Consider the following 14,608-nt stretch of genomic DNA (forward strand, 5'->3'; position numbering starts at 1 on the left):
AGGGCAAGGGCGGCGTCCGCGTCGTCAAGTCCATCGAGGAGGTCGGCAAGAACGCCGGCGAGATGCTCAACCACGTGCTGGTCACCAAGCAGACCGGTCCGGACGGCCGCGAGGTCAAGCGCCTCTACGTCGAGGAAGGCGCCGACATCAAGCGCGAGCTCTACCTCGGCATGCTGACCGACCGCGCCACCGGCCGCGTCACCATCATGGCGTCCACCGAAGGCGGCATGGAGATCGAGGAGGTCGCCCACAACACGCCGGAGAAGATCGTCAAGGTCGCCATCGACCCGGCCACCGGCATCCAGGGCTATCACACCCGCAAGGTCGCCTTCGCGCTCGGCCTCGAAGGCAAGCAGGTTTCCGCCGCCGCCAAGTTCATCGTCGCCGCCTACCAGGCCTTCGTGGACCTGGACTGCGCGATCGTCGAGATCAACCCGCTGATCGTCACCGGCTCGGGTGAGATCCTGGCGCTCGACGCCAAGATGAGCTTCGACGACAACGCCCTGTTCCGCCACAAGGACGTCGAGGAGCTGCGCGACGAGGCCGAAGAGGACCCGGCCGAGATCGAGGCCGCCAAGCACAGCCTCAACTACGTCAAGCTGGACGGCAACATCGGCTGCATGGTCAACGGCGCCGGCCTGGCGATGGCGACCATGGACATTATCAAGCTGTACGGCGGCGAGCCGGCCAACTTCCTCGATGTCGGCGGCGGTGCCACCAAGGAGCGCGTCACCGCGGCCTTCAAGCTGATCCTCTCCGACCCCAACGTCGAGGGCATCCTGGTCAACATCTTCGGCGGCATCATGCGCTGCGACGTCATCGCCGAAGGCGTGGTCGCGGCCGCCCGTGAGGTGCACCTGCACGTTCCGCTGGTCGTCCGCCTGGAAGGCACGAACGTCGAGCTGGGCAAGAAGATCCTTGCTGAGTCCGGTTTGCCGATCCTGTCGGCCGACAACCTCGCCGACGCCGCCGAGAAGGTGGTCAAGGCCGTGAAGGAGGCCGCGTAAGATGGCTGTTCTCGTCGATAAGAACACGAAGGTGCTCTGCCAGGGCTTCACCGGAGCCCAGGGCACCTTCCATTCCGAGCAGGCGATCGCCTACGGCACCAAGATGGTCGGCGGCGTCACCCCGGGCAAGGGCGGCACCAAGCACCTCGACCTGCCGGTCTTCGACACGGTGGCCGACGCGGTCGAGAAGACCGGTGCCAACGCCAGCGTCATCTACGTGCCGCCGCCCTTCGCGGCGGATGCCATCCTGGAGGCGATCGACGCCGAGATCCCGCTGGTGGTGTGCATCACCGAGGGCATCCCGGTGCTCGACATGGTGCGCGTCAAGCGCGCTCTGAGCAACTCCAAGACCCGGCTGATCGGGCCGAACTGCCCGGGCATCATCACGCCCGACGAGTGCAAGATCGGCATCATGCCCGGCCACATCCACAAGCGCGGCAAGATCGGCATCGTCTCGCGCTCGGGCACGCTGACCTACGAGGCGGTGGCGCAGACCACGGCGGCGGGGCTGGGCCAGACGACCTGCATCGGCATCGGCGGCGATCCGGTCAACGGGACGAACTTCGTGGACAGCCTGGAGCTGTTCCTGAAGGACCCGGAGACCGAGGGCATCATCATGATCGGTGAGATCGGCGGCGACGCCGAGGTCAAGGGCGCGGAGTTCATCCGCGACTCCGGGACCAAGAAGCCGGTCGTCGGCTTCATCGCCGGCCGCACCGCGCCTCCGGGCCGCCGCATGGGCCATGCCGGCGCGGTGATCTCCGGCGGCAACGACACCGCCGACTTCAAGATCGACTTCATGAAGTCGGTCGGCATCGCCGTCGCCGACAGCCCCGCCAGCCTGGGTTCCACCATGCTGAAGGTCTTCAAGGGCTGATAAAGCGGTAGGCGGGAACCCATATTCCCGCACACCGCCGAAGGACCGGCGGCCCCCGTGACTCCACCCGGAGATCCGGGGGCCGTTCGGACCCCAGCGACAAGCAAAAAAACTCTCTGAGGGAACCGGGCAAACGCCCGAGGCAAACATATGTCCGCTAATCTGGAGAAGACCTCGTTCCTGTTCGGCTCGAACGCCGAATATGTCGCGGAGTTGTACGCGCGCTTCCTGAAGGACCCCTCCTCGGTGGATTCGAGCTGGAACGGCTTCTTCAGGGAGCTGGACGACGACTCCCGCGCCGTCCTGAACGAGCTGAACGGCCCGTCCTGGAGCCTGGAGGAGGGCACGCTCGCCAACGGCGCGCTCGACCCCGTCGCCGCCTCGCTGGAAAACATCGGCGCCCCGGCCGCGACCAACGGCAACGCCGGCCTCGTCGCCCATGCCCAGCAGGTCTATGGCGGCATCAGCCACCAGCAGCTGCGCGCCGCGACTCTCGACAGCATCCGCGCGCTGATGCTCATCCGCGTCTACCGCGTGCGCGGCCACATGAACGCGCATTTCGACCCGCTGGGTCTCGAGAAGCGCGAGCCGCACCCGGAACTGGACCCGGCGACCTACGGCTTCGGTCCGGGCGACATGGACCGCCCGATCTTCCTGAACTACTCGCTGGGCCTGGAAACGGCGTCGCTGCGCCAGATCCTGGAGATCCTGCAGAAGACCTACTGCGGGAACATCGGCGTCGAGTTCATGCACATCCAGGACCCGGAAGAGAAGGCCTGGATTCAGGAGCGCATCGAGGGCGGGCGCAACCACACCGAATTCACGGTGAACGGCAAGCGCGCCATCTACGAGCGGCTGATCGCCGCCGAGGGCTTCGAGAAGTTCCTCCAGCTGAAGTACACCGGCACCAAGCGCTTCGGCCTTGAGGGCGGCGAGTCGATGATCCCCGCGCTGGAGCAGGTCCTGAAGCGCGGCGGCCAGCTCGGCCTCAAGGAGGTCGTCGTCGGCATGGCCCACCGCGGCCGGCTGAACATGCTGACCAACTTCATGGGCAAGCCCTTCGCCGCGGTCTTCTCGGAATTCCAGGGCAACCCGTCCAGCCCGCAGGACGTGCAGGGCTCCGGCGACGTGAAGTACCATCTCGGCACCTCGTCGGACCGCGACTTCAACGGCAACATCGTCCACCTGTCGCTGACCGCCAACCCGTCCCACCTGGAATGGGTGAACCCGGTCGTGCTGGGCAAGGTGCGCGCCAAGCAGGCGCAGCGCAACGACCTGGACCGCGAGCAGGTCATGGGCGTGCTGATCCACGGCGACGCCGCCTTCGCCGGCCAGGGCATCGTGGCCGAGACGCTGGGCCTGTCGGAGCTGCGCGGCTACCGCACCGGCGGCACCGTGCACTTCATCATCAACAACCAGATCGGCTTCACCACGAACCCGACCTATTCGCGGTCCGGCGTCTACTGCTCGGACATGGCGAAGATGGTCCAGGCGCCGATCTTCCACGTCAATGGCGACGACCCCGAATCCGTCGTCCACATCAGCCGCATCGCCGCCGAGTTCCGCCAGAAATTCAAGCGGGACGTGGTGATCGACATGGTCTGCTACCGCCGCCACGGCCACAACGAGGGCGACGAGCCGGGCTTCACCCAGCCGCTGATGTATAAGAAGATCCGCGCCCACGGGACCACGCGGGAGCTGTACGGCAAGCAGCTCGTCGAGGAGAACGTCCTCACCCAGGCCGAGTCCGATCAGATGATCCAGGACTTCATGAAGAAGCTGGAGGGTGAGTTCGAGGCCGCCAACTCCTTCAAGCCGAACAAGGCCGACTGGCTGGAAGGCAAGTGGTCGGGCCTGGAGGCCGCGAAGACCGACGACGAGCGCAAGGGCAACACCGGCGTGGCGATCGACGTGCTGCGCGAGGTCGGCAACAAGCTCTGCGAGTACCCGAAGGACTTCGCGATCAACTCGAAGATCGCCCGCCAGCTCGAGGCCAAGAAGAAGTCGCTGGAGACCGGCGAGGGCATCGACTGGGCGACCGCGGAAGCGCTCGCCTACGGCACGCTGCTGGTCGAGGGCAACGGCGTCCGCCTGTCGGGCCAGGATTCCGGCCGCGGCACCTTCTCGCACCGCCACGCGGTGATGTACGACCAGAACACCGAGAACAAGTACATCCCGCTGAACCACCTGCGTCCCGACCAGGGCCCGTTCGAGGTGCATGACAGCCCGCTGTCCGAGGCCGCCGTGGTCGGCTTCGAATACGGCTACTCGCTGGCCGAGCCGCACAGCCTGACCCTGTGGGAAGCGCAGTTCGGCGACTTCGCCAACACCGCCCAGACCATCATCGACCAGTTCCTCTCGTCGGGCGAGTCGAAGTGGCTGCGCATGTCCGGCCTCGTGCTGCTGCTGCCGCACGGCTATGAGGGCCAGGGTCCGGAGCACTCGTCGGCCCGTCCGGAGCGCTTCCTCCAGATGTCCGCCGAGGACAACTGGCAGATCTGCAACCTGACGACCCCGGCCAACCTGTTCCACGCCTTCCGCCGCCAGATGCGCCGGCCCTTCCGCAAGCCGCTGGTGCTGTTCACGCCGAAGTCGCTGCTGCGCCACAAGCTGTGCGTCTCCAGCCTGTCGGAGCTGGCCGAGGGCACGAACTTCCGCCGCGTGCTGGGCGAGACGGCGACCGACCTGCTGCCGAACGAGCAGATCCGCCGCATCGTCGTCTGCACCGGCAAGGTCTACTACGACCTGCTTCAGGAGCGCATGGCGCGCGGCATCAAGGACGTGGCGCTCGTCCGGCTGGAGCAGCTCTACCCGTTCCCCCGCTCCGCCCTGACCGAGGAGTTCGCCCGCTACCCGAACGCCGAGGTGGTGTGGTGCCAGGAGGAGCCGGAGAACCAGGGCTACTGGGCCTTCGTCGACCGCCGTCTGGAAGGCGCCCTCACCTCGATCGAGCACAAGGCCTCGCGCCCCAGCTACGTCGGCCGTCCGGCCGCCGCGTCGCCGGCCACCGGCCTGCTCAAGCGTCACAACCAGGAGCAGGCGAAGCTTCTGGAAGACGCGCTCGTCATCCGCTGACTCGACGCCCAGGCGTAGAACAAGAAAGTACGAGAGGAACTTATGGCTACCGAAATCAAGGTCCCCACCCTGGGCGAGTCCGTCTCCGAGGCGACCGTTGCCCGCTGGCTGAAGAAGGTCGGCGACGCGGTCGCCGCCGACGAGGCGCTGGTCGAGCTGGAGACCGACAAGGTCACGCTTGAGGTGAACGCTCCGTCCGCCGGCACGCTGGCGGAGATCGTCGCCGCCGACGGCGCCAACGTCGGCGTCGGCGCCCTGCTGGGCGTTCTCGGCGAGGCCGGTGCCGCCGTCGCCGCTCCGGCGGCTGCCGCCGCTCCGGCCGCCGCCCCGGCCAAGACGGCTGCCCCGGCCGCCGCTCCGGCTCCGGCGGGCACCGCCGCCCTGGCCGACGCCGGCCCGGCGGCCCGCAAGCTGGTCGCCGAGAAGGGTCTCGACGCCGCGCAGATCGCCGGCACGGGCAAGGACGGGCGCATCACCAAGGGCGACGTGATCGATCATGCCGCCAAGCCGGCCGCGGCCCCCGCCGCCGCTCCGGCCGCCGCCCCGCAGAAGTACCAGTGGACCGCCGGCACCGCGGGCGACCGTCCGCGCGCCGCGCAGGAGGAGCGGGTCCGCATGACCCGTCTGCGCCAGCGCATCGCCGAGCGTCTGAAGGAGGCCCAGAACAGCGCCGCCATGCTGACCACCTTCAACGAGGTGGACATGACCAACGTCATGGCGCTGCGCAACGAGTACAAGGACTTCTTCGAGAAGCGCCACAAGGTGCGTCTCGGCTTCATGTCCTTCTTCGTGAAGGCCGCCATCCAGGCGCTGAAGGAAATCCCGGCGGTCAACGCCGAGATCGACGGCACCGATCTCGTCTACAAGAACTACTACGACATCGGCGTCGCCGTCGGCACGCCGCAGGGTCTGGTCGTTCCGATCGTCCGCGACGCCGACAAGCTCGGCTTCGCCCAGATCGAGGGCAAGATCGGCGAGCTGGGCAAGAAGGGCCGTGACGGCAAGCTGTCGATGGACGAGCTGACCGGCGGCACCTTCACCATCTCCAACGGCGGCGTCTACGGCTCGCTGATGTCCACCCCGATCATCAACCCGCCGCAGTCGGCCATCCTGGGCATGCACAAGACCCAGGAGCGCCCGGTCGTCGTGAACGGGAAGATCGAAATCCGCCCGATGATGTATCTGGCCCTGTCCTACGACCACCGCATCATCGACGGCAAGGAGGCGGTGACCTTCCTCGTCCGCATCAAGGAGAACATCGAGGACCCGCGGCGCCTGCTGCTGGACGTCTGATACGCACAAGGGGACTGCGGGGGGCACCGTCCTCCCGCACCCGACCGCCGGGGACGAAAGCCTCCGGAACCTGAAGAAAGGCGCCGCAAGGCGCCTTATTTTTTGCCGTCACGCCGTCGGTCGCCCATCACACCAGCGCGGCGGCGATCCGGGCGGCGGTGTCTTCCGGCTTCACCACCCGCTCGGCGGGCAGGCGCAGGGTCATGGTCGTCCCGGCGCCCAGCGTGCTGGCGCAGGTCAGCGAGCCGCCGTGCAGCTCCATGAAGTTCTTGGAGATGGACAGGCCCAGCCCGGTGCCCTCGAACTGGCGGCTGGCGGAGTTGTCGGCCTGCCGGAAGGGCTGGAACAGATGATCCATGAACTCCTTCGGGATGCCGATCCCGGTGTCGGTCACCGACAGGGCCAGGGCGCCGTCCTCCTCGACGCGGGCGGCCAGGGTGACGCTGCCGCCCTCCGGCGTGAATTTCACCGCGTTGGACAGCAGGTTGAGCAGCACCTGCTTGAACGCGCGGCGGTCCACCCAGACGGTGGGAAGGCCACCAGACACGCCGTTGCGCAGGTCCACCCCGCTGTCGGCGGCGCGGTCGCGGACCATGGTCAGGCATTGGGCCACCGCCTCGCAGGGGTCGATCACCTCTTCGGACAGCTCGTAGCGGCCCGCCTCGATCTTCGACATGTCGAGCACGGCGTTCACGATGTCCAGCAGATGCTTGCCGCTGTCGTGGATGTCCTTGGCGCAGGATTTCTGGCGGTCGTTCAACTTGCCGAAGAACTCGCTGTCGAGGATCTCCGAGAAGCCGATGATGGCGTTCAGCGGTGTCCGCAGCTCATGGCTCATGTTGGCCAGGAAGTCGGACTTGGCGCGGTTGGCCATCTCCGCCTGGCTCTTGGAGGCGAGCAACTCGGCCTCCTGCTGCCGTCGCTTGGTGACGTCGCGGATGACGCCGACGAAGACGCGGCGCGCCGCTCCATTCTCCTCCGCCCCATTCTCATCCGGCCCGCCCTCCCCGTCCGGCCCGCCCAGCCGCAGCGCGCTGACCGCCAGATTCATCGGGAAGGTGCTGCCGTCGCGGCGCAGCGCCAGAACCTCGCGGTCGTTGCCGATGATGCGCGACCCGGCGTTCGGGCGGTACTCGGCCATCGAGCGGTCGTGGCCGGCGCGGAAGCCTTCCGGCAGCAGGATGTTGACGCTCTGCCCCACCACCTCCGCCTCGGCATAGCCGAACATGCGCTCCGCCGCGGGGTTGAAGGTCTCGATGATGCCGCGGGAGTCGATGGTGACCACCGCGTCCACCATCGACTCCAGGATGCCGCGGATGCGGCGGGAGGCACGCTCCAGCCGGTTCTGGTCCTGCTCCCGCCGGGACTGCTGCCGCTCCACGTACCAGGTCAGCAGGGCGATCACCACGGACATGGCGAGGCCCATGGCGATCCACACCGCGCTGTCGCGCTTCCATTCGCCCAGCGCCTCGCCCTTCGGCAGGGTGGCGGCGACGGTGAAGGGATAGTCGGCGACGCGGCGGACGCTGGCGATGCTGGGGCGCCCGTCGGTGGGCAGCACGGTGTCCAGCGTCGCCGCATCCCGTGTGCGCAGCACGGCGTCGACCTCCGGCCAGTCGGCCAGCGTGGCGAGGCGCCGGCGGCCCTCGTCCCAGGGGCGGTGGATCAACACCGTGCCGTCGGCCAGCGCCAGGGTGACCGTGCCCTCCAGCCCCAGCCGCAACCCCTCGAAGCCGGCTCCCAGACGCAACGGATTGATCATGGCGACGACCACCCCGGCGAAGCTGCCGTCCGGGTGGGACCAGCGGCGGCTCATCGGAATGACGTAGGTGCCGGGAAAGCCCATGCTGGGGATCGGCGCGCCGATGTGAAGCCCGCCGTCCGACGCGCCCTCGTCCCGGTGGGCCGCGAAATAGGGGCGGTTGGTCAGATCGAAAGCCGGAGGACTGCTGTCGGCGGAATGGTGCAGCGCGCGCCCCTGCTCGTCCACCACGATCAGGCCGGAAATCGGGCCGATGGCGTCGCGCCGGTTGCGCAGAAGGGCGTTCACCGACGGCGCCGCCGCGGTGCGGGCCTGCGGGTGGGTGTCCAGGATGGTGACCAGATCGGACAGCAGCAGGTCCACGCTGAACACCGTGCGGACGGCCTGCTCCTCCAGGATGCGGGCGAGGTTGCGGGTCGAACGCTCGGCCCCATGGACGGCCTCGGCGTGGCGCTGCCAGACGCCGTAGCCGATCATCGCGTTGACCACGACGATGAAGGCCACGCCGGACGCCCTCATCAGGAAGCGCACCGACCCCAGAACCTCGAACAGCCGCTCCCCCATTCCCGCAGGCCCCATTCCAGAGGGCGGCAAGGTCGCGTCGCGAACCGGATTGCGGCTGGCCATGGCTGTGAACAACTCTCCGCACGCAGTACAACGGGACCGTTGAGGGACCGCCCGCGTGGCATTGCCCAACGTAAGACGGTGCCGCCACCGGCCACCGCCAATCTCGCGCGAAAACCATAATGGAAGTTTAACCTTAATGCATCAATGAACCGGACCGTGTGGACAAGCGATTGCCGCTTTGCCTGACGCTCTCGGGGCGTTAAGAATTCGCAGGGGTCGGGGGCGGTTGCGCAAAGGAACAGGGACGATGGACAGCCAGAAAGACCGCAAGGCCGCAATCCTCGCCACCACGCTGTCGTCGCTGTGGACGGACACCGAACCCGCCGTGCGCGAGCGCGTGACCGCCATCGCGCTCGCCGACGCCGACGCGATCTCGGACGTCTTCTACGCGATCCTGCTGGACCGCCCGGACAGCAACGCCTTCCTCAGCCACACGCTGGTCCAGGAACGGCTGCGCCCGTCGCTGGCGCGCTGGATCGCCGCTCTCTTCACCGCCTCCACCGACGAGGCCATCGCAGCGGTGCTGGAGCAGAATTACCAGGTCGGGCTGATCCACGCCCGCATCAACATCCCGCTGACGCTGGTCAACGCCGGGATGCGGATCGTCAAGAAGGAGCTGTCCACCCGCCTGCTGGCCGCCGACCTCAGCCGTGCGCAGACCGCGTCCGCCATCCTGTTCGTCGGCGAGTTGCTGGACACCGTGCTGGACAACATGCACGAGGCCTATCTGGGCGACCTGCTGGGCAACGTCCGCCACCAGCAATCGCTGAAGATGTTCATGAGCGGCCCCAACCTGGCGCTGGAGGGCGAGCGGCTGAAATCGTCGCTGTTCGATTGGCTGCGCAACACGGTTGTGTCCTTCTACACGCACGAGGACAGCAACCATGCGAGCCCGCCGCCCATCGAATCGTCCGATTTCGGCCTGTGGCTGAACCACAAGGCGGAGCTGACCTTCGGCCGCGTGACCGAATTGGACCTCATCCGCGAGCGCACCACCCGCATCAGCGCCAAGGTGACCGCCGCGGTGGAGGGCGGCTTGATCACCCCCGCCTTCGTGAAGGAACTGAACAACGACGTCACGGAGATCGCCTACGTCCTCGGCACCATCATCGGGAAGGCGATGGAGATCGAAAGCGGGCGCGACCCGCTGACCCGTCTGCTGACGCGGCGCTTCATGCCGGCGATCTTCCAGCGCGAGGTGGCCATCAGCCTGCGTCACGGCAAGCCCTTCGCCGTGCTGCTGATGGACGCCGACCATTTCAAGACGATCAACGACACGCTGGGCCATCAAGCCGGCGATTCCGTCCTGTCGGACATGGCCGAGCTGCTGCACACCCACGTCCGGGCCGGCGATTTCGTCTTCCGCTACGGCGGGGAGGAGTTCCTCGTCCTGCTGACCGAGATGGACGAGGCGTCGTTGCGCGTGAAGGCCGAATGGCTGCGCCAAGCGGTCGAGGACCACCGCTTTCCCGGCGCCGGGGGCGCCGGGAATGGGCTGCGGGTCACCGCCTCGATCGGGGCGGCCCTGCACGAGGGGCACCCGGATTACGAACACACCGTCCGCCGCGCCGACGCCGCGCTCTACGAGGCCAAGCGCCAGGGCCGCAACCGTGTGGTGATCGCCTGAATGGTGATCGCCTGAGCGCGGCTGCATCCCGGCATCGGGCGTTGCCCTGCGGGGACGCATCGGCTACGTAAGACCTTTCCCTGCCGAGACCCGCGAATTCCATGTCTGACGGACCGCTTTCGCTCTACCGGGCCCGCCGCGGCACCGGGACGCTGCGCCCCGACCCCGACCAGGAGCTGGCCGCCGAGAAGCTCCAGAGCCTCCACAAGGCGCTGAAGGGTTACAGTCCCCAGCCCGCCGGGAAGGCCGGCGGGGCGAAGGCCGGCTGGCTGGAGCGGTTCGGATTGGGCCGCCCGCGCTCCGAACCGGCGGAGGCGCCGCAGGGCCTCTACATGTACGGCGGCGTCGGGCGCGGCAAGTCGATGCTGATGGACCTGTTCTTCGACACCGCCCCGGTGGAGAAGAAGCGCCGCGTCCATTTCCACGAATTCATGCTGGAGGTGCACGAGCGCATCCACCAGCACCGCCAGTCGGGCAAGAGCAAGGGCAAGGACGCCGACGACGCTCTGCCCGAGCTGGCCCGCGCGCTGGCCGACGAGGCGTGGCTGCTCTGCTTCGACGAGTTCCACGTCACCAACGTCGTCGATGCGATGATCCTCGGCCGGCTGTTCACCAGCCTGTTCGACCTCGGCGTGGTGGTGGTCGCGACGTCCAACTGGCCGCCGGACATGCTCTACAAGGACGGTCTCCAGCGCGAGCTGTTCCTGCCGTTCATCGCGCTGCTGAAGGACAAGCTGGACGTTCTGGCGCTGGAAGGGCCGACCGACTACCGGCTGGACCGGCTCCAGGGCAAGCCCGTCTATTTCTGGCCGCTCGGCGCGGAGAGCGACGCCAAAATCCGCCGGACCTTCGCGACGCTGACCGACGGCGCCCGGGGCGAGCCGACCCATCTTTCGGTCCAGGGCCGGAAGGTGGAGATCGCCTGCGCCGCCAAATGCGTTGCCCTGGTGGATTTCTGGAGCCTGTGCGGCAAGCCGCTGGGCGCCGCCGACTACATCGCCATCGCGACGCACTTCCACACCGTCCTGATCCACGGCGTGCCGACGATGAAGGACGAGTTGCGCAACGAGGCCAAGCGCTTCATGACGCTGATCGACGCGCTCTACGAGCACAAGGTCAACCTCGTGGTCGCCGCCGAAGGCCCGCCGGAGCGGCTGTACCCCGAGGGCACCCACGCCTTCGAATTCGAACGCACGGTCAGCCGCCTGATGGAGATGCAGAGCGAGGACTACCTGCGCCAGCAGCACCTGACCTGAGGGGCCGCGGTCCCGCGCTTCCGCCCGTGTTACCACGGGGATGCCGCCCTACTCCCGTTTCGCGCCGAAGATATGCGGGCGCCCGACGTTGTATTGCTGAACGTCGGTCCAATGGCGAGGGAGAGGGTGAAGCATGCCTTGGCGGTCCCAGTGCGGTGCACTGACGCTGGCGCTTTTTCTGACGGCACCGATCCATCCCGCCCCCGCCGCCGCGGCGGGCAGCGTCGATTGCTGGCTGCTCGATGGGGACGCACTGACCAGGGCGCGCGAAGGCGGCTGGTGCAAGGACGCCTTTTCCCGGAATTCACAGACCGGGGAGGCGCCGGTCGTCACGGTGACCGCGGCCCCCCTGCCCGCCCGCAAGCCCGACCCGCCCCCGAAGAAGCGGGTCGTCACCGTCCAGCGCAAGGCGAAGGCGCAGCCGGACTCCCAGGCGGCGGCCATCGTCCGGCCCGCGGGCCGGAGCGGAGCGGTCGCCGAGGTGGATTTCGGCACCCAGTTCAAGCGCGACTGGAACGCCCTGATGAAGAAGCTGCTTGAGCCGTAAGGCCCCGCCGGGTCAGGTGCGGGCCTCGTCCAGCCACTTCCTCACCGCCGGCGGCTCGTAGGCGGCGAAGGCGTCCAGGATGCCCGGCGCGGTGTCGCGGACGATCAGCATGTCGCGGTGCTTGGGCTGCATGAAGCGTTCCCCCGCCACATGGTCGAGGAAGCCGGCCAGCCCGTCGTAGAAACCGGAGGCGTTGAGCAGGCCGCAAGGCTTGTCGTGGCGGCCGAGCTGCGCCCAGGTCCACACCTCGAACAGCTCCTCCAGCGTGCCGATGCCGCCGGGCAGCGCGATGAAGCCGTCCGACAGCTCGGCCATCAGGGCCTTGCGCTCGTGCATGGTGGCGACGATCCGCAGCTCCTGAAGGCCCTGGTGGCCGACCTCCTTGTCCATCAGGAATTGCGGGATGATGCCGGTGACCGTGCCGCCCGCCGCCAGGACCGAGTCGGCGATCCGCCCCATCAGGCCGGTCCGCCCGCCGCCATAGACGAGGCCGATGCCACGCTCCGCCATGTGGCGGCCAAGCTGCTCCGCGGCCTCGCCATAGGCCGGGTTGGTGCCGGGGTTGGACCCGGCATAGACGCAAATCCGCATGTCGTTCCTCTGTTCGCGCCGTCCGTGGGCGCGTGTCGTAAGGGGCTTACCGGACGCGGGTGACCGTGAAGCGCTGGCCGGGGTTCACGAACTCGTCCTGCGCCGCGATCAGTTGCAGCTCCCGCGTGCCCATCCGGCGGGTGGTCTGGAAGATGGCGTAGATGGCCGCCGCCGCCTGCTCCAGCGCATCGGCCGGATCGAACGCCTTCAGGTAATGGGCCAGGAACAGGGCGGCCACCGCGTCGCCCGACCCGTTGGGCGGCGGGTCCAGCGGCAGGCGCGGGGTGGAGACCAACCACGCGCCGTCCCGGTCATCGGCCAGCATCTCGATGTGGCCGGGGTCGGCGTCCTTGCGGGTCAGGCTGGTCACCAGCACCAGCCGCGGCCCGCGCTCCCGCAGGGCGGCGGTGGCGGCCAGCGCATCGTCCAGCGTCTCCACCGTCCGCCCGGTCAGATACTCCAGCTCGAACTGGTTGGGGGTCATCAGGTCGGCGGCGGGGACGGCGTGGTCGCGGATGAACTCCGGCAGGCCGGGACGCACGAAGAAGCCGCGCCCGACATCGCCCATCACCGGATCGCAGGCGTAGACGGCGCGCGGGTTGGCCGCCTTCAGCCGGGCCGCCGTCTCCACGATCACCTGTCCCAGCCCGACGTCGCCCATATAGCCGGAGAGCAAAGCGTCGCAGGTGGGCAGGACGCCGCGCGCGGCGACGCCGTCCATCAGGTCGGCCACATGCTCCGCCGTGAAGACCTGCCCGGTCCATTCGCCGTAGCCGGTGTGGTTGGAGAACTGCACCGTGTTCACCGCGATGGCGTCGCAGCCCAGCCGTTGCAGCGGGAACACCGCGGCCCGGTTGCCGACATAGCCGTAAGCGACGTGGGACTGGATCGAAATGACGGTCTTCATGGGCGGACGATCCGAAAGGTTGGGGGCGCATCCTAAACCGTCCGCGCCACACGCTGGGGATGTTTCCATGCAGACCAGCCCTACGCACTGCATGGACAGGCCGCGCTCCTGCGGCTAATCCTGCGGCAACGACACAAGACCGCTTGAGGGAATGCCATGGCCGCCACCGCCCGCCCGCGCCGCAGCGTGCTCTACATGCCCGGTTCCAACGCCCGCGCCCTGGAGAAGGGGCGCAGCCTGCCCGCAGACGGGCTGATCCTCGACCTTGAGGACGCCGTCGCTCCCGACGCCAAGGCAGAGGCCCGCGTCACCATCAAGGCGTCCATCGCCGCCGGCGGCTATGGCGGGCGGGAACTGGTGGTCCGCACCAACGGGCTGAACACCCCCTGGGGCTACGATGACCTCGTGATGGCGGCCGCCAGCGGAGCCGACGCGGTGCTGCTGCCGAAGGTGGAGAGTCCCGACATGGTCCGCCAGGCCGAGGCGGTGCTGCGCGCCAACGGCTCGCCGGAGGAGCAGGCCATCTGGTGCATGATGGAGACGCCGCTCGGCATGCTCAACGCCAAGGAGATCGCCGGGGCCAGCCCGAAGCTGGGCGGGCTGGTGATGGGCACCTCCGACCTCGCCAAGGACCTGCACGCGGCCCACACGCGCGACCGGTTGCCGATGCTGACCAGCCTGGGCCTCTGCCTGCTGGCGGCGCGGGCCTATGGCCTCGCCATCCTCGACGGGGTGCATCTCGACCTGAACGACGACGTGGGTTTTGCCGAGTCCTGCGCCCAGGGGCGGGAGCTTGGCTTCGACGGCAAGACGCTGATCCACCCCAAGACCATCGCCGCCTGCAACGCCGCCTTCGCCCCCGGCGAGGATGAAATCGCCCAGGCTCACCGGATCATCAAGGCCCATGCCGAGGCCGTCGCCCAGGGCAAGGGGGTTGTGCTGGTGGACGGGCGGCTGATCGAGAACCTGCACGTCGAGAACGCGCGGCGCCTCGTCGCGATGGCCGAGGCGATCCGGGCGCTGGAGGCGGCGGGCTGAG

General features: G+C 68.2%; 11 protein-coding genes. 8 read left to right on the forward strand and 3 right to left on the reverse strand.

The window, feature by feature from the left end; genetic code table 11:
* From sucC to odhB, 4 genes are all read left to right on the forward strand, one after another.
* A partial coding sequence (sucC, locus tag JJL56_RS06515) for an ADP-forming succinate--CoA ligase subunit beta (RefSeq protein WP_247890967.1) occupies positions 1-1,007 on the forward strand: 1,007 nt, incomplete at its 5' end.
* Position 1,008: 1 nt separating this feature from the next.
* A complete protein-coding gene (sucD, locus tag JJL56_RS06520) occupies positions 1,009-1,884 on the forward strand; it encodes a succinate--CoA ligase subunit alpha (protein WP_145622830.1) in 876 nt (291 codons plus the stop codon).
* Between the two features lie 150 nt (positions 1,885-2,034).
* On the forward strand, positions 2,035-4,959 hold the full coding sequence (locus tag JJL56_RS06525; RefSeq protein ID WP_145622831.1) for a 2-oxoglutarate dehydrogenase E1 component: 2,925 nt from the start codon (positions 2,035-2,037) through the stop codon (positions 4,957-4,959).
* 42 nt (positions 4,960-5,001) lie between these two features.
* A complete protein-coding gene (gene odhB, locus JJL56_RS06530) occupies positions 5,002-6,252 on the forward strand; it encodes a 2-oxoglutarate dehydrogenase complex dihydrolipoyllysine-residue succinyltransferase (RefSeq protein WP_145622832.1) in 1,251 nt (416 codons plus the stop codon).
* A 127-nt stretch (positions 6,253-6,379) separates the two neighbouring features.
* Here the strand turns inward: odhB and JJL56_RS06535 are convergent, their stop codons facing one another.
* A complete protein-coding gene (locus JJL56_RS06535) occupies positions 6,380-8,641 on the reverse strand; it encodes an ATP-binding protein (RefSeq protein ID WP_200484637.1) in 2,262 nt (753 codons plus the stop codon).
* Between the two features lie 247 nt (positions 8,642-8,888).
* Here JJL56_RS06535 and JJL56_RS06540 point away from each other — a divergent pair, with 247 nt between their 5' ends.
* The 3 genes from JJL56_RS06540 to JJL56_RS06550 all read left to right on the forward strand — a co-directional run bounded on the left by JJL56_RS06540 (position 8,889) and on the right by JJL56_RS06550 (position 12,071).
* Complete coding sequence (locus JJL56_RS06540; protein WP_200484639.1) at positions 8,889-10,268, forward strand: diguanylate cyclase; 1,380 nt, start codon at positions 8,889-8,891, stop codon at positions 10,266-10,268.
* 101 nt (positions 10,269-10,369) lie between these two features.
* Entirely contained in the window at positions 10,370-11,524 is a 1,155-nt protein-coding gene (gene zapE / locus JJL56_RS06545; RefSeq protein ID WP_200484641.1) for a cell division protein ZapE, read from the forward strand.
* Positions 11,525-11,657: 133 nt separating this feature from the next.
* Positions 11,658-12,071, forward strand: a complete 414-nt coding sequence (locus tag JJL56_RS06550; protein ID WP_200484643.1) for a hypothetical protein — start codon at positions 11,658-11,660, stop codon at positions 12,069-12,071.
* A gap of 12 nt (positions 12,072-12,083) precedes the next feature.
* Here the strand turns inward: JJL56_RS06550 and JJL56_RS06555 are convergent, their stop codons facing one another.
* Positions 12,084-12,662 (reverse strand): LOG family protein, encoded by a 579-nt coding sequence (locus tag JJL56_RS06555; protein ID WP_014241640.1) that lies wholly within the window; start codon positions 12,660-12,662, stop codon positions 12,084-12,086.
* 46 nt (positions 12,663-12,708) lie between these two features.
* Positions 12,709-13,569, reverse strand: a complete 861-nt coding sequence (pdxY, locus tag JJL56_RS06560) for a pyridoxal kinase PdxY (protein WP_145622837.1) — start codon at positions 13,567-13,569, stop codon at positions 12,709-12,711.
* A 156-nt stretch (positions 13,570-13,725) separates the two neighbouring features.
* On the opposite strand from pdxY, the gene JJL56_RS06565 reads away from it, so the two are divergent.
* Complete coding sequence (locus JJL56_RS06565) at positions 13,726-14,607, forward strand: HpcH/HpaI aldolase/citrate lyase family protein (protein ID WP_200484645.1); 882 nt, start codon at positions 13,726-13,728, stop codon at positions 14,605-14,607.
* The last annotated feature ends 1 nt before the right edge of the window (position 14,608 follow it).

This window comes from Azospirillum aestuarii (genome assembly GCF_016632405.1).
GTDB classification, from domain to species: Bacteria; Pseudomonadota; Alphaproteobacteria; order Azospirillales; family Azospirillaceae; genus Azospirillum; species Azospirillum aestuarii.